This window comes from Streptomyces griseicoloratus (assembly GCF_014534645.1).
GTDB lineage: Bacteria > Actinomycetota > Actinomycetes > Streptomycetales > Streptomycetaceae > Streptomyces > Streptomyces griseicoloratus.
Genome location: NZ_JACVQF010000215.1, coordinates 77736 through 103806, shown reverse-complemented (window position 1 = coordinate 103806; position 26071 = coordinate 77736). Strand labels below are relative to the sequence as shown.

Here is a 26071-nt window from a genome sequence, read left to right as displayed (position 1 = left end):
CCTAGCCGTGGAACCTGAGCACGGTGGTGAAGCCCTCCGCGCCGTCGGTGAAGCCGGTGCCGACCAGCGTGGTGCTGGGTTCCTTGCGTCCGAACCCGGCGGAGTACCAGCCCAGCGGCGGGTCGGTCTCGCCACGATGCGCCCGCCAGGACAGCCGGCCGGGCAGGTCGAGCACCGCGGAGCGGTCCTCGCCGTCCCGGGTCCAGGTGAGCGCCGCCCGGCCGTCCGTCAGGTCCGCGGCGATCGCCGGGCCGAGGTGGAACGCCAGCCGCACGGCCCGGCGCGGGCCGCGCACCTCGTCGACGATCCTCAACTCCCCGCTCGCGGCCGTCAGTTCCACCCGGCGGCGGTGCACGGAGGGCTGGTAGCCGTCGTGCTCGGCAGACCAGCGCGCCACGCCCTCGTCGGAGGTGTCCACGGCCAGGACACGGCTCCTGGCATGCCGGGTCCACAGGAACGGGCCGCCGGAGAGGGACTGGTCCTCGCCGTCCAGCTGAAGGGTGTTGTGGCCGAGGGTCGACCGGAAGTACCGCCGCCACTCGGGCTGCCCGTGGTAGCAGTACGTCCCCGGGTCGGCGAGCACGTCGACCCCGTCGTGCCGGACCTCCACGGACAGTGCGTCCGCGTGGGCGTGCGCGGCGATCGACAGGAAGCCGTGTGGACCACCGTCGCAGCGGCACCAGATCTCGCCCGGACCGCGCAGGATGGTGAGCCCCGCGTCGGCGAAGCGGGCCGGCCGGCTCGCGGGGCGTTTCACGGCCGGTGCGGTTCCGGTCCCGGCGTACGGCCGGATGAGCGCGGCCAGCAGCGGGGTGCGCACATCGGTGCCGGTCACCGCCGGCCACCAGGGGAGCCGTCCGAACACGGCTTCCCCGGTGGCCAGCAGCGAGGCCCAGCGGTCGGTGCCCGCGCCGTCCACGACCAGACCGTGCCCGTCGTCCGCGTCCCCCTGGCGCGGCGGCCGTAACCGGCTGTCCACGACGGCCGCGAGCGCGTCGGTCATCCGCAGCAGCACCAGCCGGACCGTCGCGGGGACCGGCACGCCCGCGGCATCCGCCTCGGCCACCGCGGCCAGGCCGAGTTCCAGCACCAGTCCGTGATACTCGGTGGCCAGCTCGCGGTTGAGGCCGGAGGCGAAGGTGTTGCTGCGCAGATGCCGCTCCAGCGACCGCAGCGCGTCGGCTCGCCAGCGCGCCGACGAGGGGAACCAGTCGAACGCGCAGGCCGCGGCCAGCTGCCCGGCGGCCTCGGCGATGACGTGGTTGTTCGCCGACGACCCCCGGCTGGGGAAGGCGGCCAGCCAGCGCTGGTGGTGCCAGATCTGCCGCACCGCCACCGGATTGCCCTCGAACAGCCCGGCCGCGCCCGGCCAGCCGTCGAGCAGCCGGCGGATCCACACCCAGGACAGCAGCCGGATGCCCAGCTCGATGCCGCTGATCCAGTGCACGCCGCGCAGCGGCGGGTTGGCCGCCCACCACGACCGCAGGTGATCGGCGACGCGCTCGGCGTACCGCTCGTTCCCGGTGATCGCGTAGGCGGCGGCGAGCTGGGTGAGGTACTGATGCCGGGACGGCTCCCAGATCTGCTTGATGTCCCCGACCGCGTCCTCGTCCCGGTACGGCACGTCGAAGGCGTAGCCCCACGGGGCCCGGCGTCCGGTCTTCGGGTCGTACCACCAGTCCGGATCGGCCAGGTCGTCGCGGACCACCCCGAAGAACTCGGCGTGCCCGTACATCAGCCGGTCCGCCTCGGCGACGAGACGCTTCGCGGCGTCCGGGGGTACCGCGGCGGTCGTCCCGGCGGGCAGGACCGCGGTGAACCCGGCGCCGGTCACGCTCGGGCAGTCGGGCCGTGCCGACCGCCACAGCCTCCTGCGCACCGCGTCGCCCACCCGGCCCGCGACCTCCTGCGGTCCCATCCGGGACAGCCGCCGCAGGTACCAGCCCGCGCTCATGGTCATCGCGCCCCCGCCAACGTCACCGGGGCACCGGCCGCCAGGCCGGTCTGTACGGCGAGGGTGGCCGCCGTGGTGGCGACCAGCGACTGAAGCGGCACCGGCATCGGCCCGCCGGTCCGCACGGCCTTGACGAACGCGGCCAGTTCGGCGTTCTGGCCCTTGTCCCGGGCCTTGGGCAGCCGGGAGCTGACCCACCGCTTGCGGCCGTACACCGACGCGCGGACGAAGTCGTCGAGCCGCAGCGCCTTGCCGTCCGCGACCAGGTCCAGCGTCTCCTTGGGGAAGCCTGACGGGCCGGTGGTCACGTAGCTGATGGTGGCGGTGGACCCGTCGGGGTAGCGCAGCACGACTTGCAGGTCCTCGTTGCCGGACGGGGCGATGGCGTACACCGAGACGGGGTCGGCCCCGAGCAGCCAGCTCGCCGTGTCGATGAAGTGTCCGCCCTCGCCGGTGAACCGCGAGCCCTCGGTGCCCTGCCGGAGGTACCAGCTGCCGTGGTCGAGGCGGCCCGCGTTGACCAGGTAGCGCAGGCTCGCCGGACCGGTCCGGGCGCCGAACCGCTGCCTGGCCTCCCGCAGCAGCGGCGCGAACCGGCGGTTGAAGCCCACCTGCAGCCGGTCGTTGCCGGACTCCTCCACCGCCGCGAGCACCCCGGCCAGTTCGTCTTCGGTGAGGGCCAGCGGCTTCTCCACGAACACGGTCTTGCCGGCCAGCAGCGCCTTCCGGGTCAGTTCGGCGTGCGAGCTGTGCCGGGTGACCACGAACACCGCGTCGACGGACTTGTCGCCGAGTACGGCGTCGAGGTCGGTGGTCGCCCGGGCGAAGCCGAACTTCCGCTGCGCGTTGGCCCCGGACAGCGCCGTCGTGGTGACGACGGTCGACAACTCGACTCCGTCGCGCCGTGCCAGGTGCGGCAGCAGCATCGAGGTCGCGTAGTTGCCCGCGCCGACGAACGCGAGGCGCACCGGCGTCCTGGCGGCCCGGGCCGGACTGCGCTGCACGTTCACCGCGGGCACGGTCACCGCCGGGGCCGCCGCCTCCTGCGCTTCCCCCGCCTGTCCGGGGTACCGGAACAGCACCGCCACGGCCTTCAGGTCGCCGTCCTTCAGGCTCCGGTACGTCTCGACGGCGTCGTCGAAGTCGGCGACGTGGGAGATCAGGGGCTCCACGTCGACGCTGCCGCGGGCGGCGAGGTCGAGGAAGCACGCCAGGTTGCGGCGCTCGGTCCAGCGCACGTAGCCGATCGGATAGTCCCGGCCCTCCAGCTCGTACTCCGGGTCGTAGCGCCCGGGGCCGTAACTGCGGGAGAACCGGACGTCGAGCTCCTTCTCGTAGTACGCGTTCCACGGCAGGTCCAGGCGGCACTTGCCGATGTCGACGACCCGGCCGCGGTCCCGGCTCAGCTCGGCGGCCAGCTCGACGGGCTGGTTGCTGCCGCCGCCGGCGGCCAGGTACACCTGGTCCACGCCCAGGCCGCCGGTGAGTTCGGCGACGGCCGTCTCCACGGCCGCGGACGCGGGATCGCCGCAGGCCGCGGCCCCCAAGCGCTCCGCCAGCTCGCAGCGCGCCGGGTCGGGGTCGGCGCCGACGACGCGGACTCCCGAGGCGGCGAGGAGTTGCACCACCAGCTGGCCGATCAGCCCGAGGCCGATGACCAGCGCCACGTCGCCGAGCTGCGGCTCACCTCGGCGGACGCCCTGCAACGCGATCGACCCGACGGTGCCGAAGGCCGCGTGCCGCGGCGCGAGCCCGTCCGGCACCGGGGTGTAGAGGTTCTTCGGCACCCAGTTCAGCTCGGCGTGCAACGCGTGCTCATTGCCGGCGCAGGCCACCAGGTCGCCGGCCTTCACATCGTCGATCCCGGCGCCGACCTGCTCGACCACCCCGCACAGCGAGTACCCCAGCGGCGTGTAGGAGTCCAGCTTGCCCATCACCTTGCGGTAGGTGGCGGGCACCCCGTTGGTGGCCACGCTCTGCATGACCTTGGCCACCTGGTCCGGGCGGGAGCGGGCCTTGCCCAGCATCGACATGCCGGCCTCGGACACCTTCATCAGCTCGGTCCCGGTGGAGATCAGCGAGTAGGCGCTGCGCACCAGCACACCGCCCGGCTTGCACCCCGGCACCGGCACGTCGAGCACCGCCAGCTCGCCGCTCTTGTAGTTCTGTACGACCTGCTTCACCCGAACTCCTCTGATTCCTAAGCCGTCAACCGAGTGCTCTGGCCGGACCCAGAGGCCGCGTCGCGATACCAGTACTCGAGGGTCAGCACATGCCACAGATGCTTGGAGAAGTCCCGCTGCCCGGCGGCGTCCTCGGCGACCATGCGGGCCAGCGCGTCGCGGCGCAGGAACCCGGAACGGACCAGCTCGCCGTCGTGCACCACCTCGCGCACCAGCGGTGCCAGGTCCCGGCTCATCCAGGCGCGCAGCGGGGCGCTGAACAGGCCCTTGGGCCGGTACACGATCTCCCGGGGCAGGACCGAGGCGGCCGCCTCCTTGAGGACGGCCTTGCCCTGCCGCCCGGCGATCTTGCGTTCGCCGGGCACGGCGAACGCCGCCTCGACCACCTCGACGTCCACGTACGGCACGCGCACCTCGGTCGACGCGGCCATGCTGGACCGGTCCGTGTACGTGAGGTTCAGGCCCGGCAGGAACAGCCGGGCGTCGGCCAGGCACATGCGGTTGACGAAGTCGTCGAGGTCGTTGTCCCGGTAGACGTCCGCGTGCTCGGTCAGCACGTCGTCGACCGTTCCGGCCAGGTCCGGATCGATGAGGGCCAGCAGCTCGTCCCGGTCGTACATGGTGTAACTGCGCCGGAACGCGGTCTCCTCCGGCAGCTCCGCGAAGGAGAGGAACCGCTTCGCGAAGCGCACCGACCGGTACCCCCGGCGGGACGTGGCGACCGGCAGCCGGTCCACGGCCCCGGACACCCCGCGGCGCAGGGGGCGCGGGACGCGCTGGTAGCGCAGCGCGAGCAGGTTGGCCAGGTGCTTGCGGTACCCGGCGAACAGCTCGTCGGCGCCCATCCCCGAGAGCATCACCTTGACCCCGGCCTCCCGGGCGGCCGAGCAGATCAGGAACGTGTTGATCGCGGCCGGGTCGCCGATCGGCTCGTCCAGGTGGTACGTCATGCGCGGCAGCAGGTCGAGCACGTCCGGGGCGATCTCGATCTCGTGCAGGTCGACGCCGAACCGCGCGGCCACCTGCCGGGCGTAGCGCAGGTCGTCGGGCATCGCCTCGAACCTGGCGTCCTCGGCGCGGAATCCGATCGTGTAGGCGGAGATCCCCGGCCGGTGGCGGGCCGCCACCGCGGTCAGGTAGCTGGAGTCGAGGCCGCCGGAGAGGAAGGTCGCCACGGGGACGTCGGAGAGCAGGTGGCGCCGGGTCGACTCCTCGACGACGGCGGCCAGGTCCGGCCGCTCGCCGGCCCGGGCCCGCTCTCGGCCCTCGGCGGCGACGTCCTTCAGGTGCCAGTACCGGCCGCGCTCCACCCGGCCGTCGGGCCGGCACCTCAGCCAGCTCCCCGGCGGCAGCTTCTCCGCTTCGCGGATCGCGCACCGCGAGTCCGGCACCCAGTAGTACAGCAGCGAGGCCACCAGCGCCGCGTGGTCCACCTCCAGCGACCCGCCGGTCGCGGCGGCGAGCGCCTTGAGCTCGGAGGCGAACACCAGGCCCTCGCCGCGCCGGAGCAGGAACAGCGGCTTGATGCCGAGCTGGTCGCGGGCGAGCACCAGGTCACCGGTCCGCTCGTCGAAGATCCCGAACGCGAACATGCCGCGCAGGCGGGGCAGGCAGTCCGTGCCCCAGCGCCGCCAGGCCTCCAGCAGCACCTCGGTGTCGGAGGTACCGCGGAAGCGCACGCCGGCGGCGGTCAGCTCGGCACGCAGCTCGGGCGCGTTGTACAGCTCGCCGTTGTACGTCAGGGCGAGGCCGCCCGAGACCATCGGCTGGGCGCCGGTCTCGGACAGGTCGATGATGGCCAGCCGGCGGTGCCCGAGGTGCACGTCCCCGTCACCGGCCGGATGACTGTACCGGCCCGCCCCGTCCGGACCCCGGTGGGCGAGGGTGTCGGTGAGCCGGTCGGTCACGACCTTCCCGTCCGGCCACCGGTAAGTGCCTGCGATGCCACACATGTCCTACCGTGCCTCCTGGTCGCTGTCCGGGACCCGTGCCGCCGGCAGCGGCAGCCGCTCCGTCCGCCGCCGGTCGGTCCCGTTGTGCCGGGCCGGCCGGTCCATCCGGCCGCGCAGTGCGGTGTGCAGCCCGTCCCACAGGGTGCCGTCGGTCCGGTCACGCGGATCGGGGTCGATCAGCACCACGCCGATCACCTCGATGCGCTGGTCCGCGAGCTGCCGTGCCACGGTGTGCAGCCATGCGGCGCTGCCGTGCCCGGCTCGCACGACGAGCACGGTCCGAGTGCCGAGGTACTGCAGGTCGGTCCACGCCGTGCCGGGCGCCACCGAGCCGACGCCGAGCGTGCGTTCCTGTGGCGACACGGCCGCGGCGCGCTCGCCGCCGACCACGGTCGGGTCTCCCGGCTTTGCGCGGCGGCCCGAGAGCTGCGGGCCGGGCAGACCGTCGACGACGACCACCGGCCCGTCCGCCTCCAGTGCCCCGGCGAGGTCCAGGGCGATGACGCTCGTGCTGCGCGCACAGCCCAGTTCCAGCAGCGACACCGGTTCCGCGGAGCCGCGCACGGTGCGGGCCAGGGACGCGGTGAGCCGTTCGCGCGCCGCCCGGGTCCTTCGGCGCTGCCACGGCCGGGGCGGCCGGCGGCGCGTGCGGGGCAGCTCCGCGATGACCGAGGCGCCGAGGTTCGCCGCGATCTCCCGGCGCAGCACGGGGCGGTCCGCCACCACCGCGCCGACCGCGGCCACCGCGAGCCCGAGGACGAGCCCGAGGACGAGCCCGATCGCGGCGTCGGTGGCAGCGGTCCTGAGCAGGGAGTGCCGCACCGCGCGCGGTGCGTCCACGATCTGGGTGCCGGCGATGAGCCGGGGCGTGCCCATGCGCGCCTCGGCGGCACGCTGGTCGAAATCGGCGATCCGCGAGGTGAGTTCGGCCCGGCGGGCGAAGAGCGACTCGAGGTCCGCCGACGCCGTCGGGTCGGTCTGCGGCGGTCCGTCCCCGATCGCCTCGTTGACCTGCGCGAGTTCCTTTCGCATACGGTCCCGCTGGTCGAGCAGGGCCTTGGCCTCGGCGTCCGCGGCCTCCTGAATCCGCCTCACATGGTCCGCGACGAACGCGTCGGCCAGCGCCTTGGCGCGGGCCACCGCTTCCGCGTCGCTGCCACCCGTCACAGTGATCTGCAGCAGGTTGTTGGTCAGGCCGAGGCCCCCGTAGTCCTGCATGAAGTCCTCCGGCTTCTCCCGGGACCCGAGTGACCGCAGGGCCTCACTGGCGATCCGCGTGGTCTGCAGCAGCGCGACATCGGTGCGGATCAGCGTTCCGGTGTCGTTCGGCTGGTCCTCCTGGTGCGCGACCAGCACCTTGGTCACCGCGGTCGGCGGCGGCGGCAGCAGGACCGCCACCGCCACGCCGGCCAGCAGCCCCAGCAGCGCCAAGGCGCCCCAGAAGCGGCGGCGCCTGCGCACCGCCACCACCAGCGCCTGCAGATCCAGCAGCGGAGCGGCGGCCGACGGCTTTGAAGTCCTGCTCGTCGTCACACCGAACCTCCCGTCGTGTGGCCGCCAACCGCGAGCGCCGCAGTGGCCTCGTCCGGAGGACGGGCGGCAGAGCGTGCCGGACGGGCTTGGACCGGGCCGGCGACGACGATGCCGACGACCTCGTGTTCCGCGTCCGCACACGCCTCGGCGACGCCGGCGAGCTCCGCCGCGGTCCAGCTGCCCGCGCTGAGCACCACCAGGGCACCCGACTCGGTGTCGCGGTCCGGCACCAGCGGCCGGGACACCGAGACCCCCACCACCCGCAGCAGCGGATCGCTCCCGGCCTCGGCGACGAGCTGCCCGGCGGCCCTGCGGGCGACCTCGTCGCCGTCCGGTACGACGACCAGCAGCCGCCGGGGGGCCGGCAGCTGCTCCCGGAGACGGGCGCACACCCGCCGGTAGCGGATCTGCCGGCCGGCCTCGTCGCCGGACGGCTGCGGGGCCGGCACGTCCCACCGGGTGTCGACGCCCAGCAGCCAGCGGATCCAGGCCCGCGGGTCACGGCCCTCCGGCCGGCGCACGGGCCGCTCACCGGGCACGTCGACGGTACCCAGCAGCTCCGAGCCCAGCGCCGCGGCGATCTCCGGTTCGGTACGCAGCCGGCGGCTCATCCGGGCGGCGGTCAGATGGCCGATGACCGCGAGCAGGAAGAACAACAGCGCCCCGGCGACGACGAGCTGCACCCGCGTCGGCGGTGCCTCGCCGGCCGGCCGGGCCGCCGGCCCCATGACGACCATGGTGGCCCTGTCGGTCGCCGGGTCGGCCTCGTCCAGCTTCTTCATGGCCTCCTGCAGCGCGGTACGCAGCTTCTCCAGCTCGGTGCGGGCCTGCACGCTCTCCACGGTCCGCCCCGGATCGGCCGCCTCGGCCAGGTCGGTGATGCGGCGGTTGGTCTCCTCCACCCGCTTGCGCAGTGCCTCGGGCTCGGCCGCCGCTTCGGGGTCGTCGCCCGCGAGCCGCGCGGCGAAGGCGACGAACTCCCGGGCCACCTGGTCGGAGAGCCGCTGCGCCCGCTCCGGGGTGTCGGCCGTGCCCGAGATCTTGATGATGTTCCCGTCGGCGGCCTTGGCGCTCACCCGGTCCCGCAGCTCGGTGCCGGTGACCCCGGTCCAGCCGAGCGTGGCGGCCACGCGGTCGATCACCACGGAACTGGTCGCGATCTCCGTCTGGGTCAGCAGCTCGCGCTGCTCCCACGCCCCCGGCAGCAGCACCGACGCCGACGTCGTGTAGCGCGGCGGAAACACCACGGAGGTGCCGTAGCCGACGAGCGCACCGACCACGGCGAGGATGGTGAGGAGCCGCCGGCGCCGACGGATAATCCGCCCGATCGTGACCAGGCGTATCGTGTCATCGCTCAACGGCGCGGCCTCGTCCCTGCCCCGTCCGGGCCGCCCGCCGACACCGGAGCGCGGCCACGGCAGGCAGCGGTGTAGGCGGCGAGCAGCGAGGTCTGCGAATTCCGCCAGGACAGCGGCCCGTTGATCCGCTCCTGACCGATCTTGCCCATCCGGGCCCGCTGCTCCGGATCGTCCATCAGCAGTGCGATGAGCCCGGCGAACCGGGCCTCGTCGTCGGCGGGCGCGTAGAGGGCGGCGTCACCGGCGGAGACGCGCGCCTCCTTCAGGTCGAACGAGACGATCGGCCGGCCCATCACCATGTACTCCAGGACCTTGTTCATGGTCGACACGTCGTTGAGCGGATTGTGCGGGTCGGGGGAGAGACACACGTCCGCGGTGGACAGGTAGCGCACCAGGTCGGCGTCCGGAATGCGCCCGGTGAACTGCACCTGCTCCGACAGCCCGAGCCGCCGGGACAGCTCCACCATCGCGTCGAAGGTGTCGCCGGCGCCGACGAACACCGCGTGCCAGTCGGTCCGCCCGAGCTCGTCGCGCAGCTTCGCGAGAGCCCGCAAGGCGTAGTCGACGCCGTCCTGCGGGCCCATGACGCCGAGGTAGCACAGCAGATGGGGCTTGCCGCGCTTCAGCTCCGGCTCCGGCGGTACGGGGCGGAACCGGTCGGTGTCGGGCGCGCTGCGCACCACGAAGACGTCCTCCGGCCGCCGGCCGCCACGGCGCACCGCGACGTCCCGGTAGCTCTCGTTCGTGGCGAGCACGACGTCCGCGGCCCGGTAGGTCATCCGTTCCAGCGCGCACACGCCGCGGTAGAGCAGGTCCTTGCCGCGGCCGAACCGGGAGAGATACAGCTCGGGCACCAGGTCGTGCTGGTCGAACACGAACCGCGCGCCCCGCCGCTTCAGCCACAGGGCCGGCAGGAACAGCAGGTCGGGCGGGTTGCAGGCGTGGACCACGTCGACCGGGCCCACCGTCCGGGCCAGCCGGACCGTGTGCCACAACGCCGATCCGTACTCCCGCAGGTAGCCGGCCGGGCCTCCGGTGGCCGCGCGCAACGGGTAGCGGTGGATCCGCACCCCGTCGATCACCGCCTCCGGCTCCGCGTCCCGCTTGCTCCCGCGGGGACAGATGACGTGCACCTCCCAGCCCGCGTCGCGCAGCGTCGTGCACTCCTGCCACACCCGCCGGTCGAACGGCACGGACAGGTTCTCCACCAGGATCAGCGCGCGCCGGTTCGGCCGGCCGCCGCTGGTCGTGTCACCAAGCAAGGCCCAGGTATCCCGGTTCGGCCCGGCGCGTCTCGGCGTCGGGAAGGCGGACGAGGTCGATGATCACCGGGTCGGCGCCATGGGGCAGCGCCGACAGCACGGCCGGATCCCTGGTCCCGACCAGGCACACCTCGGCGTGCTCGAGCACCTCGTCGACGGAATCCGCGAGCAGCTGCGCGAGGTGCGGCAGCCGGGTCTCGATGTACTCGCGGTTCGCGCCGAGCAGCCGGGAAAGGCTCACGTTGGCGTCGTAGATCTTCAGGTCGTACCCCTTGCCGTAGAGCTTCTCCGCCAGCTCGACGAGCGGGCTCTCGCGGAGGTCGTCGGTGCCGGGCTTGAAGGACAGTCCGAACAGGCCCGCCCGGCGCTTGCCGGTGCGCTCGACCAGGTCCACCGCGCGCTGCAGATGGTCGGAGTTGGAGGCCAGCACATGGGAGAGGATCGGCACCGAGACGTCGGCCCGCTGCGCCGCGTGGACCAGGCTGCGCAGGTCCTTGGGCAGGCAGGAGCCGCCGAAGGCGAAGCCGGGACGCAGGTAGGCGGGGCTGATGTTCAGCTTGCGGTCGGCCAGGAACACGTCCATCACCTGGTGCGAGTCCACCCCGAGCGCCTGGCACACCGCGCCCAGCTCGTTCGCGAAGCCGATCTTGAGGCCGTGGAACGCGTTGTCCGCGTACTTGATCGCCTCGGCCGTCGGGATCGGCACACGGAACACCTCGCCGGGCAGGCCGTCGTACAGGGCCATCACCGCATCGCCGCTCGCGGGGTCGAGTTCGCCGATGACGGTCTTGGGCGGGTCGAAGAAGTCCCGCACGCTCGTGCCCTCGCGCAGGAACTCAGGGTTGACCGCGACCCCGATGTCCACGCCGGCCGTGCCGCCGACGGACTTCTCCAGGATCGGCACCAGCAGGTTCAGGCAGGTGCCCGGGAGCATGGTGCTGCGGAACACCACGGTGTGCCGCCCGCCCCGCTCGGCCAGCGCGGCGCCCATCTGCTCGGTGACCCGCTCCAAGTACGTGGTGCACAGGCTGCCGTTGGGCTCCGACGGCGTGCCCACGCAGACCAGTGAGACCTCGCTGCCCGCGATCGCCTCACGGACGTCGCAGGTGGCGCGTAATGCTCCGGTCCGCACGACGTCGGCGACGAGCTCGCCGATCCGTTCCTCGACCAGCGGGGCCTTGCCGTCGTTGACCAGGTCGACCTTCACCTGGTTCACGTCCACCCCGATGACCTCGTGACCCATGCTGGCCAGGCACGCGGCCGACACACAGCCCACGTAGCCGAGCCCGAAAACGCTGACCTTCATGACCCGTTCCTCCCCCCGGGCAGGCCCTGTCGGCCTGCGGTCCGTGCACCGGCCGGACGACGATCCCCGCGCATCAGTAGGCCCCCTGCCCTCGGAGCACCGCACGCAGCGTCTTCCACAAGATCACTGTGTCCAGAGCGAGCGACCAGTCCTCCACGTACCGCAGGTCCAGCCGGACCGCCTCCTCCCAGGACAGGTCGCTGCGTCCGCTGATCTGCCACAGGCCGGTGAGTCCGGGCTTGACCAGCAGCCGCCGCCGGATGTCCGGGCCGTACGCCGCGGACTCCTCCGGTAGGGGAGGCCGCGGACCGACGAGCGACATCGATCCGGTGAGCACGTTGAAGAGCTGGGGGAGTTCGTCGATCGAGTACCGGCGCAGCACCGCCCCCACCCGGGTCACCCGCGGATCCCGGCGCAGCTTGAACAGCGGGCCGGCACCCTCGTTGAGGCCGGCCAGCTCGGCACGCGCCCGGTCGGCCCCGACGACCATGGTGCGGAACTTGAGAATGGTGAACTCACGGCCGTCCTTGCCGACCCTGCGCTGGCGGTAGAACGCCCCGCCCCTGCTGTCCGCCATCACGAGCAGCCCGACGAACACCATCAACGGCGCGAACAGCATCAGCAGGATCGCCGCGCCCAGCCGGTCGACGATCCCTTTGACCGCCCGGCGGCCCCCGGTGAAGGCCGGCATGCTGACCCGCAGCAGCGGGATCCCGAGCACCGCGTCGACGTGCAGCCGCGGGCCGGCCACCTCCATCAGCACGGGGGCGACGACCATCTCGGCGTCGCTGCCTTCGAGGTTCCAGGCCAGCCGTTGCAGCCGGTGCGGTGTCCAGTGCGAGTCCGGTGTGACCGCCACGACACGGTAGCCGTCGCGGCGGACGTGGTCGGCGACGTCCGCGAGGGGGCCGACGACCGGCACTCCGTCCAGCTGGTCACCGTCGAGCCCGCGACCGTCCGTCGTGCACACCGCGTCCACCCGCCAGCCGAGGTGCGGGAACCTGCGGGTCCGGGCGATCAGGTCGCGCACGGTGGCCGGGCTCCCGGCAGCGAGCACCGGTCTCAGGCACCGGCCTTCCTTGCGCTGTCTGTGCAGCCAGAGGCGCAGCAGATACCGCTCGGTCATGGTGATGAGCGCGATCGCGGGGACCGCGACGAAGATCCAGAGCTTGATGTTGCGCGAGGTGAGGGCGATCCCGCCGAGCGCCAGTACGACGGTCGCCATGAACAGTGAGCGTCCGAGCCGGCGGAATTCCTCCGCGCCCTGGCCGAGAACGGCCGGAGCCCACGACCGGCTCACCGCCAGCGCCCCCAGCACCAGCAGCTCGGTGCCGAATGCGAGAATTCCCCACTTCTCGTGCCAGTTGGCCGCGTCCCTGGCCCCGAAGAAGTTGCCGATCGCCGCCACCACGAAGGAGGTGGTCACGGTATCGCTGGTGATCACGGTACGGCGGTACCGCTGCTCCCATTCGATCGCGGGCTGGCTGATCGCCCCGTTCGCCGGACGCCCGCGCGCCGACGGAAAAGGGCCGAGTAATTCCCCCTGCCGCACAGAACCCCCCAGGTCCCCAGTGGTTCGACGTGGTCGCCCAACACTGTTGCTCCCCCTCGGGAGGCCCCCAGCCCCCCGCCGCGCCGTTCCCCTCGGGAGGCCCCCGCCCCCCTGCGCATGACACCCCGGCTAATTCAGAGCCACTTGCACGACCCGACGCACCCCGGCGGCACGAGACCCCAGGAATTGATCACGCCCACGTCTGGTCCCGTGGACGCGACTGCTGGCATTCCCCAGCGCCGGAACTAAAGATCATTAACGGTCGCCTTGTTGCCGATCAGCTGAAGCACGGTCAATCTAGACCATCGAGGCCAGGATGAAGAAGGGGACGTGTGTAATTTGTGGTCAAGATGTGAGGGCGCGTCATTCGATCGGTGAGGTGACGCAACGAGCTCACCGCCGTCAACATGACCGACGTGCGTCGTTCACGGGCCGGACACGCTCGGCGAAACGGACTGGTATTACTGGTGCATGCATGAAGAGACCGCGCGGTCCGCGATCGATACGTTCATCTCTGCGTTCAACGCCTCGGACGACGGCTATGTGACCGGGCTGCTCTCCCAGGCCCTGACCTCGGACGTGGTCTTCTGGGGGCCCTTGGGGCGCAGTGAGGGGATCGAGGCGGTCGAACGGTTCGTGCTCGACATCCGGCGCCACCCCGCGGGGGCCGGCACGATGGTGCGCTGCTCGGCGGTGGACATGCCGGACGAGTGGGCCCGGTACCAGTGGGTCTTCACCACGCCGGGCGGAGGCCCGCGCCTGGCGGGAACGGACGTCGTCCATCTGCGGCGGAGCCTCATCGACCAGGTCATCGTCTTCGCGGGAGAGATCGAGCCCTCCGCGTCCTGAGCCGCCCCTCTCCCCGTTCGGGCCGGCGCCGGAGGGCGAGAACTCGCCCTCCGGCAGCCTGCGTTGGGCCGAAGGGCCCGCGGGTCTGCTACCGGGGCGCCGCCCGGCTGCCCGCCGACCCGATCGGCGACCCCTCGCTCGTCGACTCCTCACCGACGGGTGATGGCCCGGGCGGCCCGTGCCGGCCACGGGCACCGGCCGGCCCGGCGGCCTCACCGGTACAGGGCGATCCTGCCCGCGCCCGACAGGCTGCGCAGGCCCGATTCCGTGCACCGGGAGATGCGGCTGGTGGGCGTGATGCTGCCCCTGACCTTGGCGCCCGACATCAGCCCGCTCGTGACCTTCCCGTTGAGGAGGCCGTCGCTGACGTTGGACGTGTGGAGGGTGCGGCGCACCGCCCGGATCGTGGAGGTGCCGACGCGGTGGCCGGAGGCGTCCCGCCAGGTGACGGTGGCCTTGCCGCCGAGCGGGGTGACGCTGGAGCAGTCGGCGCGCACCCTGCCGTCGATGTGCGCCGTACCCGTGCGCACGTGCCGTCCGGCGCGCGTCGAGGCCCGGCAGTCCGTGAGCCGCATGGTCGCCCGTACGCCGATCGTGCGGGCGTCCGCGGTGACGGCCGGCGTCATGGTGACCGGGCGGCCGGGCGCCGTGCGGATGGCGCAGTCGAGCAGCGCGGCGTCGGCGGCCCGCGCCGCGGGCACGGGAGCGGCGTCCCGCTGCTGCGGAAGGACGAGGGTGCCCAGCAGAAGGGCGGCCACCGCGGGAACGACGCGGTGCACCGGACGGCGTGCGGTCGGGTGGGACATGGCGGAACTCCTCGGATCACATCGGACGGGAACGGGGCGGGACGGCGTGCGTCACACCCGTGGCCGGTCGGCTGAGGGGGCGGTGTCGGCGGCGCCGGACTGCGCGGGCACGCGCGCGTCGCCGGTCCGGGACGGCAGCAGGCGGCCGCACCAGGCGGGGAGCCACCAGTTGGCGCGGCCCATGAGCCGCATCAGGGCGGGCGCCAGCACCATGCGGACGACGGTGGCGTCCAGCACCACGGCGGTCATCACCACGAAGCCGATCTGGCGCAGATCCTGGCGGTGGGCGCCGAGCAGGCCGGTGAGGCTCACCACGAGCACGCCCGCGGCCAGGCTGATCGGCAGCGCGGTGCGTCGCAGTCCGTGCAGGACGGCCGCGGCGTTGTCGCCGTGGGCCCGGTAGTGCTCGGCGATGCGGTGGACGAGGAAGACCTCGTAGTCCATCGACAGGCCGAACACCAGCGTGAGGGCGATCAGCGGAAGCAGGGGATTGACGGCGGGGTAGCCGAGCGCGGGGGTGACCAGGGCGAGCACGCCGAAGGCGGCGCCCACGCAGAGCAGGTTCATCGCGATCGCCTTGAGCGGGACGACGACCGACCGGAAGACCAGGAAGGTCAGCACGAAGGTGCCGCAGCAGATCACCGTCAGCACCAGCCACACCTGGTCGCCGACCTCGGTGCTCAGGTCGTGGACGGTCGCGGCCGGACCGGCGATCCGCACGGGCTGCCCGGCGGGCAGCAGACGCGGCACCAGGTCCTCGCGCAGATGCCGCTGGAGAGCGGCCGCGGCGGCGGTGTCCGGCGCCTGGCTCTCACCGATCAGCAGCAGCGTCAGGTCGTGGCCGTTGTCGAGCGCGGCGGACACGGACACCCGCGGGTCCCCGTCCAGCGCGGCGGACAGGGGCTCGGTGTCGACGGGCCCGGCGTCCACCGGGTGGGGCAGGGCGACCAGCGTGAGGCTCGCGATCCGGTCGTCCTCCATCCTGGTCAGACCGTCACCGAGGCTGGTCCCGGCCAGGACGGACCGGTCGAAGTGCAGCGCCGTGCGCAGCCCGAGCACGGGGGCCGCGGCCAGCAGGAGAAGCAGTACCGCGGCCGTGGCGTAGCGTCCGGGGTGCCGCAGCAGGTGGCCGGTCCAGAGCTCCCAGGCGGTGGGGCCGGTCTTCGGGCGGCGCCGTCCCGGCCGCGTCCAGGGCATCGGACCCCATCCCAGGACCCGGTCGCAGGAGGTGAGCAGCGCCGGCATCAGGGTGAGCGCGGCGAGCGTCGCGGTCGAGGCGGCCAGCACCGCGGCCAGTGCCAGGGTCCGCATGTAGGTGATGTCCGTCAGCAGCAGGCCGAGGGCGGTCGCGACGACGGCCGTACCCGCCAGGACGACCGTGGCGCCGGCGGTGACGGTGGCCTGCTCGGCGGCCCGGTCGGGCGGCAGGCCCGCGGCCCGGCGGTCACGGTGACGCAGTGTCAGCAGCAGGGCGTAGTCCAGGCCCACGCCGAGTCCGACGGTGGCGACCACGGTCACCGCGGTCGTGTCCACGCCGTGGGACAGCCCGGTCAGCGTCAGGATGCCGAGACCGAGCACGATCGCCGTGCCGGCGAGCAGCAGGACCAGCGCGGCGGCCCCCAGGGAGCCGAGCCCCAGCGCCAGCAGCAGGGCCGCCACGGGCACGGCGTACACCTCGGCGGACCGTACGTCCTCGGTCGTGGTGCGGGCCAGCTGCGCCAGGACCGGGTCCAGGCCGACGAGGGCGACCGACACCGCCCCGTCCGAGCGGTCGCGGGCGACGTTCCGGGCCCGTTCGTCCAGCTCCGGCAGCACCCGGCGGGCGGTGTCCGGGTCGCCGCGCACCCCGAGCATCACGTACGCGTGGCGGGCGTGCTGATCCCCGGTGCGGGGGACCGGCAGGGCGGCCCCCACCCCCGGGTGCTCCGCCATCGCGGAGGTGACGGCCCGGGTGGCACGCCGGTACGCCGGGTCGTCGGCCGGCAGCGTGCGGGACGTGAACGCCAGCATCACCTGCCGTCCGCCGATGTCCGGGAACCGCTCGGCGATCAGCTCGGAGGCGGTGGCCGAGGCCGACCGGTCGACCGTGATGTCCGGCGGCTGCAGCATCCGGGGCAGGGCGGACAGTACGGCGAGCCCCGCCACGGCCAGCACCAGCCACACGGTCATCACCGCGTACCGGTACCGCACCACGAGCGTCCCGATGTGGCGCACCCGCGCCTCCCTCCCACAGGCTGACGAGGGCCCTTTGGCTATCACAGTCGGACAGGGACGTTCCGGACACCGCGACCGCCCGCCGCCCGCCCGGAGACCGTGATCGGCCGGACGGTGCAAGGGGGCCCGGCCCGCGGGGTCACCGGACGGCGATGACACGAAGGAGTGGCGTGGGGGAGCGGGTGCATTGACGGCGGCTCCGCCGGGCGGTCGTCCGCAGCGGCGCACGACCCCGGGCCGCCGGTTGCCCGGAACCGGGTGATCACCCCGACGGGTGAACGCCTCCCGTGATCGTCACCGTGTGCGCCGATTCGGCTACTGTCCGACGCGTGATCCGTGCGATGCCCTCCGCTGCACCCCGTCCCCATCCGGACCGGACGCCGTCGATCGCCTCCGACTCCGTCACCGGCAGGACGGTCGCCGACGCCCAGGGGCGTATGTGCTGACCGCGGTCACCGGTGCCACCGGGTTCCTCGGCCTGCACCTGGTACGGGAGTTGCTGGCACGCCGGCGACGGCTGCTGCTGCTCGCCCGCCCGCATCCGCTGCCGGCGCCCGTGCGCGTCGAGCGGTTCCTGCGGACCTGCGGCGCGGACGCGGAGGAACTGCGGGTGGCGCGCACGCACCTGCAGACGCGGGAGATCGCGCTGGAGGACGGCTTCCTGGGGCTGGGCCGGGAGGGCTTCCAGCGGCTGGCGGACCGCATCGACGTCCTGTGGCACTGCGCCGGCGACATCTCCTTCGGTTCCTCCCTCCAGCAGGCGCGGCGCACCAACGTCGACGGGACCCGGCACGTGCTGCGGCTGCTGACGGCCGGGGAGCGGGCGCCCCTGCTGTGCCACGTCAGCACCGTCGCCGTGGCAGGGGCACGTCCCGACGGGGTCGTCGAGGAGAAGGAGCTGGACGCGTCCTTCGGTTTCAACACCCCCTACGAGCAGTCGAAGTTCGAGGCCGAGGGCCTCGTCCACCGCTGGGTGTCCGAGTACGGCGGCCGGGCCCTGGTCTTCCGGCCCAGCTGCCTGGCCACCCACCGCCCCGCACACCCCGACCGCCCCCACCACCCCCTCCAGGTGCTCGCGCGGCAGGTCGGGGCCATGCTCCGCCGGCACCCCGAACTCACCGGCACGCCGGGGCCCATGGCACTGCCGGTGCCCGCGGGCGCCGGCACCAACGTCCTGCCGGTCGAGCACGCCGCGTACGCGATGGTGGAGGCGGCCGCCCGGCACACCGGCGACCGGCCGCGCATCCACCACGTCGTCAACCGCCGCAACCTGCCCATGACCGAGGTGATCGCGGCCCTCGGCGACCACTTCGGCGTCCCCGTGGACACCAGCTGGCGCTCCTCGCGGGCGCCGCAGGACATGCGGCGCACGCTGCCCGCGTACGCCTACTGGCTGTCGTTCTCCCGCACCTACGAGGGCGCCGGCCTGGCCCGGCTCGGCCTCGCCTGCCCCGCCCGGCCCGTCGTCGACCGGGACTACGTCGCGGCAGCCCTGCACTGACCGGGCCCGGCCCGAGACGGCCGCCCCCTTCCCGGACCTTCCCTTCCCTCACGACCGCAAGGAGACCGTGTTGCGCACGCCGCCTGCCCCCCGGCACGACATGCCCATCGCCCTCGTCGGAGCCGCCTGCCGCCTGCCCGGCGGCATCACCTCCCCGGACGAGTTGTGGGCGGCCCTGAGCGAGGGCCGGGACCTGGTCACCGAGGTGCCCCCGGACCGCTTCGACTCCTCCCGGTACCTCGACCCGAACCCCCACCGTCCCGGCAGGACCTACACCGTCGCCGGCGGGTTCCTCCGGGACTACGACCGGTTCGACGCCGACTACTTCGGCATCTCCCCGCGCGAGGCCGCCCGCATGGACCCGCAGCAGCGGCTGCTGCTGGAGATGGCGGTCGAGGCGCTGGACGACGCCGGGATGGACGCCGACCGGATCGCGGGGTCGGACATCGCCGTCTTCATCGGCTGCGCGGGCTCGTCCGCCCTCGCGATGATGGGCGCCCTGCCGGACGAGACGGACGCCTACACGATGACCGGCGGGGCGAACTCCATCGTCTCCAACCGGCTGTCGCACGTCTTCGACCTGCGCGGCCCGAGCATGACCGTCGACACCGCCTGCTCGTCGGCCCTGACGGCGGTGCACCAGGCCTGCGAGGCGCTGCGCGCCGGCCGCAGCCGCATGGCCTTCGCGGGCGGCATCGGCCTGCTGCTCGACCCCCACCCCTACATCGGGTTCGCCAAGGCGTCGATGCTGTCCCCGACCGGCCGGTGCCGGGCCTTCTCGGCCGCCGCCGACGGCTTCGTACGGGCGGAGGGCGGCGGACTGGTCGTCCTCAAACCGCTCGCCGACGCCCTCGCCGACGGCGACCGGGTGCACGCGGTGATCCGGGCCAGCGGCGTCAACAGCGACGGGCACACCCAGGGGATGGCCCTGCCCAGCAGCGAGGCGCAGGAGGAACTGCTGCGCACGCTCTACCGGGACGCCGGAGTCTCCCCCGACGAACTGGTGTACTTCGAGGCGCACGGCACCGGCACCCAGGCCGGGGACCGCGCCGAATGCCAGGCCGTCGGACGGGCGCTCGCCGCGGCCCGCACCCGGGGACCGCTGCCCATCGGATCGGTCAAGAGCAACCTCGGGCACCTGGAGGCGGCCTCGGGCATGCCCGGCCTGCTGAAGGCGCTGCTGGTGCTGCGGCACCGGCACATCCCCGCCACCCTGCACGCCGAACCGCTCGCCACCGGCATCGACTTCGCCGGGCTCGGACTCGAACCGGCCGTCACCGCCAGGCCGGTGCCCCCCTGCGAGGGACGCGCACTGGTGGGGGTCGGCTCCGCCGGCTTCGGCGGCGCCAACGCCCACGTCCTGCTCGAAGCGCCGCCCGACCCCGTCCCGGCGGAGCAGGCCCCCGCCCGGCCGCAGGGCGCGGCGCTGCCCGTGCTGGTCTCGGCCCACACCGAGGACGCCCTGACGACCGCCGTGCACCGGATGGCCGACCACCTGGAGACCGTCGCACCGGACGCCTTCTACGACACCGCCTGGACCGCCTGCCGCCGCCGGCGCCTCCACCCGCACCGCGCGGTGGTGCTGGCCCGCACCCCGGAGCAGGCCGCCGACCGGCTCCGGGAGCGGGCGGCCTCCCCGGCCGTACCTCCGCCGCCCGTCACCGGCCGGGCCGCGAGCGGCAGGGTGGTGTTCGCCTTCTCCGGCAACGGGTCGCAGTGGCACGGCATGGGCGCCGACCTCATGGCCGCGGTGCCCGCGTTCCGCGCCGCCGTGACGGAGGCCGACGCCGCCCTGACCCCGCTGCTCGGCTGGTCGGTGGCCGAGGAACTGGCCGCACCGGGCGAGCACTCCCGCATGGACCGCACGGAGATCGCCCAACCGGCCCTGTTCGCGCTCCAGATGGGCCTCGTCGCCGCGCTCGCCGACCAGGGGGTGCGCCCGGACGTGGTCCTCGGACACAGCGTCGGGGAGATCGCCGCCGCCTGTGCCGCCGGCGCGCTGGACCTGCCCGCCGCCGCCCGGGTGGTGGCCGAACGCAGCCGGCTCCAGGGCACCACCGCCGGCAGCGGCAGGATGGCGGCACTGGGACTGCCCGAGCGGGAGGCCCGCGTCCTGCTCCTGCCGTACGGCGGGAAACTCGAGATCGCCGCCGTCAACAGCGTGCGCGACGTCACCGTCAGCGGCGACGAGCGGGCGCTGAAGGATCTCGGCCACCACCTGGCCGACCGCGACGTCTTCTTCCGCCCGCTGGAACTGGACTACGCCTTCCACAGCCGGCTCATGGACCCGCTCGCCGAGCCCATGAAGGCGGCACTGGCCGGCCTGCGCCCGGGCGCGCTGCGGCTGCCGTTCGCCTCCACCGTCACCGGCGGACTCCGGCACGGGCAGCAGGGCACCGGCCTGGACGCCGGGTACTGGTGGCGCAACCTGCGGCGCCCCGTGCTGTTCGCCGAGGCCGCCGCCGCGGCGCTGGAGGAGGGCTGCGGCGCACTCGTCGAGATCGGCCCGCACCCGGTGCTCACCTCCTATCTGCGCCGGGCCGCCGAGACGGCGGGGGTGCCGGCCGCGGTCCTGCCCACCCTGCGCCGCCACCGGCGGGGCACGGACGCGCTGGACGAGACCGTCGGCGGCGCCCTGGCCGCAGGGGCCGGGGACTGGACGGCGTTCTTCCCCGTGCCCGGAAAGGTCACCGGCCTGCCCCCGTACGCCTGGCAGCGCGCGGCCCACCCGATGCCGCCGGCCGCGACCTGGACCCGCACCTGCGGGGACGGCACCCTCGACCACCCCCTGCTCGGCGAACGGGCCGCCGCCCTGGAGCCCGGCTGGCACCAGCGCCTCGACCCGGTGAGGCTGCCGTGGCTGGCCGACCACAAGGTGGCCGGCGCGGTGCTGATGCCCGCCGCCGGGTACGTCGAGGCGGCCCTGGCGGCCGGGAGCCGGGCCTTCGACGGGCCCGTGGAGGTCACCGCGCTGACCTTCCAGCCGCTCACCCTGCCCTGGGACGACCCGGACATGAACGTCTGGCTGCACACCTCCCTGTCGGACGAGGACGGGGTGGTCCGCGTGGCGAGCCGGGCGGGCGGCCCCGGACAGCCCTGGCGGCCCCACGCCCGCGGCCGGGTGAGGCGCCTGCTCGGCCGGGCCCCCGAAACCCTGGACGGCGGCACGCTGGGCCGGCAGTTCCCGCACCGCGCCCGGGCGGACGAGGTCTACGACCGGGCCCGCCGCGGCGGACTGGACTACGGCCCCAGCTTCCGCGTGCTCGACCACGTCCGCACCGACGGCCGCGAGGCGGTCGCCCACTACCGCGCCGAGCACCTCGACACCGCGGGCTACCTGGCACACCCCGCGATCCTCGACGGCGCCCTCCAGGCCGGTGCCGCGCTGCTCGACGACACGGACGGCGCGACGTTCCTGCCCGCGGCCGTCGACACGGTCCGCGCCTGGCGGCCCCCGGCCGCCACCGGACACGTCCGGGTGCGCGGGCGGTCCGCCACCGCCGCCGAGGCCGTCTGGGACGTCACCGTCGTCGACGAGGACGGCACGGTCTGCGTGGAACTCCTCGGCTGCCGGCTGCGCCGCTTCGACACCGCGGCCGGGCCGTCGGTCAGCGAGTGCGTGACCGAACTGCGCGCCGCACCGCGCCCGGGCCGCACCGGCGAGGCGTTCCCGCTGCCCCACCCGCGTGCCGGCGGCGCGACACCGCCCGCAGTGGTCCTGTCCGAGTCCGAGACGCGCCGGGGGCGGGACCTCATGGACGCGCTCAAGCGCGTCACGGCGCACTTCGCGGTACGCGCCGTCGAGGAGATCCTGCCGGGCAGCGCCCGCTTCACCTGGGCCGAGCTGAGCGGCGCCGGGGTCCTGCCCGAGTACGAACCGCTGCTCGGCGTCCTGCTGGAGGTGGCCGAGGAGCACGGCCTCGTGGCGGGCGCGGACGCCTTCCGCTCCGGGGACGCCTGCCGGGTCCTCGCCCCGGGCCGTCCCGGGGAGACGGTGCGCTCCCTGGCGGACGGTCCCCTGCGGCGCGGTCCGGAGCTGACCGCGTACGGCATGTGCGGTCAGCGGCTGCCGGACATCCTGACGGGCCGCTGCGACCCGCTGGAGCTGCTGTTCTCCGAGTCCGGCCGGCACCTGACCGAGGAGCTGTACACCTCCTCGCTCCAGTCCGAGGCCGCCCACCGCGCCATCCGGTCCTGCGTACGCGCCCTCGCCGGGGCATGGCCCGCCGACCGGCCGCTGCGCGTGCTGGAGGTCGGCGCCGGCACCGGCGCCACCACCCGGGCGGTGGCGCCCCACCTGCCGCGCGAGCGCACCCAGTACGTCTTCACCGATGTCTCGGAGTCCTTCTTCCCCCGGGCCCGGGCCCGGCTCACCGCCCACGACTTCATCGAGTACCGGACGCTGGACCTCAACGCCGATCCGCAGGAACAGGGCTGCGCGGAGGGGGCGTTCGACCTCGTCCTCGCCTCCAACGTCCTGCACGCCACCGAGGACGTCCGCGCCGCCCTGGGCCGCCTGTCCTACCTGCTCGCGGACGGAGGCCACCTGCTGGTGCAGGAGATCCACGACACCGCGGCCTGCGCCCTGGTGTTCGGGGTGCTGAAGAGCTTCTGGAACCGCACCGACCTCGCCGAACGCCCCCACACACCGCTGCTGCCGCAAGCGCGCTGGCGCGAGCTGCTGACGGAGACCGGCTTCGGCGACGTCGCGCACGCCGACGCCGGCGGCGAGCTGGCCCGGGTGGCCTCGGTGCTCCGCGCGCGGCGCACACCCCGCCCCGGTGCCGTCGCGGTGCCCCCGCCGCCGCAGGCGCCCGCGGACTCCGCGTGGATCGTCGCAGGAGAACCGGACTGCGACCTCTCGGCCGGGCTGGCCGCGGCGCTGACCGCGGCCGGCGGCACGGTGCACCGCACCGGGCCGGACGCCCCCGCCGGGGCCTGGGCCGGCCTGCCCGGCGGCGGCGCGGACGCCACGTCGGTCACCGCCGTCCTGGTCACCGACACCGACCCCGGCGCGTCGGAGCTCACCCCGCTGGAGGCCACCACCCGCTCCGTGCGCTACGCGGCGGCCCTGCGGGACGCGTCGGCCATGCTGTCCCGTCTGCCCTCGGACATCTCCCGCTCGCTGTGGCTGGTGGCACCGACCCACGGCGCCACGCCCCAGCCCGAGCCCGCGACCGTCCCCGCCGCCGCGACCTGGGGCACGGCCCGCTCCCTCGCCAACGAGCACCCCCGGATCGCGGTGCGGCGCCTCGCGGCCGACTACGGCGGCGGCGCGGACGCCGTGCGGCGGATCGTGGCCGAGCTGCTGGACCCGGGTGACGAGGACGAGATCGTCACCACGCGCCACGGCCGGTTCGTGACCCGCGTGACGGACCGCCCGGCCGCGCCCGAGGCCGCCGCCCCGCCGCAGCCGGGCGCCTACGCCCTGCGCGTCAGGCGGCCGGGCCCGGCCTACGACCTGGTGTGGCGGCCCGTTCCGCCGCCCGCGCCGCCCGGCCCCGGCGAGGTGTCCGTCGAGGTCCGCGCCGTCGGCCTGAACTACCGGGACGTCCTCCAGGCGCAGGCCGTGCTCCCGCCGCAGCCCGGTGCCGACGGCACCGGGGAACACCCCGTCGGCTACGAGTGCGCCGGGATCGTCACCGCCGTCGGCGAGCAGGTCTCCTCCCTCGCCCCCGGCGACCGGGTCTGCGTCCTCGCCCGCGGCGCGCTGCGCTCCCACCTGACCGTCGACGCGCGGGCCGTGGTCCGCGTTCCGGACGGCATGGACCTCACCGCGGCGGCCACCGTCCCGCTCGCCCACCTCACCGCCCAGTACGGCCTCGGCCACGTCGCCCGGCTGAGCCGGGGGCAGACCGTCCTCGTCCACGCGGCCGTCGGGGGCGTCGGCCTCGCCGCCGTCCGGTACGCCCAGCGGGCCGGTGCCCGCGTCATCGCCACCGCCGGCACCGCGCACAAGAGGAACCTGCTGCGCCTGCTCGGCGTCGACCACGTCGCCGACTCGCGCACCCTCGGCTTCGCCGAACAGGTCCTCGACGCCACCGGCGGGCGCGGCGTGGACGTGGTCCTCAACTCGCTCAGCGGGGAGGCCGTCACCCGCAGCCTGGAACTCCTGAAGCCCGGCGGCCACTTCGTGGAACTCGGCAAACGGGATCTGTACGCCAACGAACGCCTGCTGCTGGGCCCGTTCCAGCGCGCCCTGACCTTCTCCGCCGTCGACCTCAACGAGATGGTCCTGGAGGACCCGGACCGGGTACGGCACCACGTCGGCCTGCTCGCCGAAGGCATCGCCGCCGGTGACATCCGGCCGGTGCCGCACTGGGTACGGCCCGCCGCCGAGGCCGCGGAGGCGTTCCGGCTGCTCCAGCACTCGCACCACGTCGGCAAGCTCGTCCTCACCTTCGACCAGCCGCCGCCCCTCACCCCGTATCCCGTGCGCCGGCCGCTCGACCGGGAGGGCACCTATCTGGTGACCGGCGGGCTCAGCGGCTTCGGCGCGGCCACCGCGCAGTGGCTCGCCGAGCGCGGCGCCCGCCACCTCGCCCTGGTCGGGCGCCGGGGCGAACGGACCCCCGGCGCCCCCGAGATGCTGGAGGACCTGCGCGCCCAGGGCGTGCGGGCCACGGCGTACGCCGCCGACGCGGCCGACATCGAGGCGATGCGCACCGTCTTCCGGGACGCCGACGACCGCGGGCACCCGGTGCGCGGTGTCGTGCACGCCGCGATGCACCTGGACGACGCCCCCCTCGCCGACCTGGACGACGCGCGCGTCGCGGCGGTGCTCGCCCCGAAGATCGGCGGGGCGCTGGTCCTGGACGAACTGACCCGCGGCAGGCGGCTGGACCTGTTCGTCCTGTACTCCTCGGCCGCCGCGCTCATCGGCAACCCCCACCAGGCCCCGTACGCCGGCGCCAACCTCGCCCTGGAGTCCCTCGCCCGGGCCCGCCGCCGACGGGGGGAGGCCGCGCTGGCCGTGCAGTGGGGCGGCATCGACGAGGCCGGCTATGTGGCGCGGCTGGGCCTGACCGAGATGCTGGAGAGCAAGGGCATGGGTCTGCTGGCCCCCCGCCTGGCGCACGAGCGCCTGGGCCGGCTCCTCACGGAACCGGCCGAGGTCGTCGCCGTGGGCCGGATGACGTGGGACGCGCTGCGCTCGTTCTGCCCCGCCGCGGACGCCCCCCGGCTGAGCCTGGTCCTGGCGCCCGCCGGGGACGTGGCCGGGCACAGCGGCGACGACCTGCGCCGGCAACTGGCCGTACTGCCGCCGCAGGAGGCCCGCGAACTGGCGCTTGAGGCACTGGCGGAGCTGGCCGCCACCGTCCTGCAGACCGTGCCGGAACGGGTGCCGATGGAGCGGCCGCTGGGCGAACTGGGAATGGACTCGCTGATGGCCGCCGAGCTCGCGGTGCTGGTACAGCGCCACTTCGACTGCGAGATCCCCACCATCGAGGCGGTCGCCAACCCCACCCTGATCGCGCTGGCCGACCTGGTCCTCAAACAGCAGGCCGCCCGGGCCGCCGCCGTGACGCTGCCACCCCAGCAGACCGGCCCCCGGCAGGCCGCCGCACCGGCCGTACGGCCATGAAGCCACGCCCGGTGTC

The 26071-nt window shown here is 74.2% G+C and carries 13 protein-coding genes; 3 read left to right on the top strand and 10 right to left on the bottom strand.

Annotated features, from left to right (window positions below):
• Position 1: 1 nt before the first annotated feature.
• The 8 genes from H0H10_RS26390 to H0H10_RS26355 form a co-directional block, all read right to left on the bottom strand.
• Complete coding sequence (locus H0H10_RS26390; protein WP_188183615.1) at positions 2-1960, bottom strand: heparinase II/III family protein; 1959 nt, start codon at positions 1958-1960, stop codon at positions 2-4.
• Complete coding sequence (locus H0H10_RS26385) at positions 1957-4137, bottom strand: bi-domain-containing oxidoreductase (RefSeq protein WP_188183614.1); 2181 nt, start codon at positions 4135-4137, stop codon at positions 1957-1959. Before H0H10_RS26385 ends, H0H10_RS26390 begins: the two co-directional genes overlap by 4 nt.
• Positions 4138-4154: 17 nt before the next feature.
• On the bottom strand, positions 4155-6089 hold the full coding sequence (gene asnB, locus H0H10_RS26380) for an asparagine synthase (glutamine-hydrolyzing) (protein WP_188183613.1): 1935 nt from the start codon (positions 6087-6089) through the stop codon (positions 4155-4157).
• A 3-nt stretch (positions 6090-6092) separates the two neighbouring features.
• Entirely contained in the window at positions 6093-7622 is a 1530-nt protein-coding gene (locus H0H10_RS26375) for a Wzz/FepE/Etk N-terminal domain-containing protein (protein ID WP_188183612.1), read from the bottom strand.
• Complete coding sequence (locus H0H10_RS26370; RefSeq protein WP_188183611.1) at positions 7619-8980, bottom strand: Wzz/FepE/Etk N-terminal domain-containing protein; 1362 nt, start codon at positions 8978-8980, stop codon at positions 7619-7621. The genes H0H10_RS26375 and H0H10_RS26370 overlap by 4 nt, the downstream gene beginning before the upstream one ends.
• Positions 8977-10242 (bottom strand): glycosyltransferase family 4 protein, encoded by a 1266-nt coding sequence (locus H0H10_RS26365; RefSeq protein WP_188183610.1) that lies wholly within the window; start codon positions 10240-10242, stop codon positions 8977-8979. Before H0H10_RS26365 ends, H0H10_RS26370 begins: the two co-directional genes overlap by 4 nt.
• Positions 10232-11548, bottom strand: a complete 1317-nt coding sequence (locus H0H10_RS26360; protein WP_188183609.1) for a nucleotide sugar dehydrogenase — start codon at positions 11546-11548, stop codon at positions 10232-10234. Before H0H10_RS26360 ends, H0H10_RS26365 begins: the two co-directional genes overlap by 11 nt.
• Positions 11549-11621: 73 nt before the next feature.
• A complete protein-coding gene (locus H0H10_RS26355) occupies positions 11622-13100 on the bottom strand; it encodes a sugar transferase (RefSeq protein ID WP_188183608.1) in 1479 nt (492 codons plus the stop codon).
• Between the two features lie 471 nt (positions 13101-13571).
• Here H0H10_RS26355 and H0H10_RS26350 point away from each other — a divergent pair, with 471 nt between their 5' ends.
• On the top strand, positions 13572-13949 hold the full coding sequence (locus tag H0H10_RS26350) for a nuclear transport factor 2 family protein (protein WP_188183607.1): 378 nt from the start codon (positions 13572-13574) through the stop codon (positions 13947-13949).
• 212 nt (positions 13950-14161) lie between these two features.
• On the opposite strand, the gene H0H10_RS26345 is transcribed toward H0H10_RS26350, so the two are convergent.
• Both H0H10_RS26345 and H0H10_RS26340 read right to left on the bottom strand, forming a co-directional pair.
• Entirely contained in the window at positions 14162-14755 is a 594-nt protein-coding gene (locus tag H0H10_RS26345; protein WP_188183606.1) for a hypothetical protein, read from the bottom strand.
• A 51-nt stretch (positions 14756-14806) separates the two neighbouring features.
• Positions 14807-16969, bottom strand: coding sequence for an MMPL family transporter (locus tag H0H10_RS26340; protein ID WP_188183605.1), 2163 nt, complete (start codon positions 16967-16969; stop codon positions 14807-14809).
• 439 nt (positions 16970-17408) lie between these two features.
• Here H0H10_RS26340 and H0H10_RS26335 point away from each other — a divergent pair, with 439 nt between their 5' ends.
• Both H0H10_RS26335 and H0H10_RS26330 read left to right on the top strand, forming a co-directional pair.
• Entirely contained in the window at positions 17409-18470 is a 1062-nt protein-coding gene (locus H0H10_RS26335) for an SDR family oxidoreductase (RefSeq protein WP_188183604.1), read from the top strand.
• Positions 18471-18540: 70 nt separating this feature from the next.
• Complete coding sequence (locus tag H0H10_RS26330) at positions 18541-26055, top strand: type I polyketide synthase (protein ID WP_223180442.1); 7515 nt, start codon at positions 18541-18543, stop codon at positions 26053-26055.
• Positions 26056-26071 lie beyond the last annotated feature (16 nt).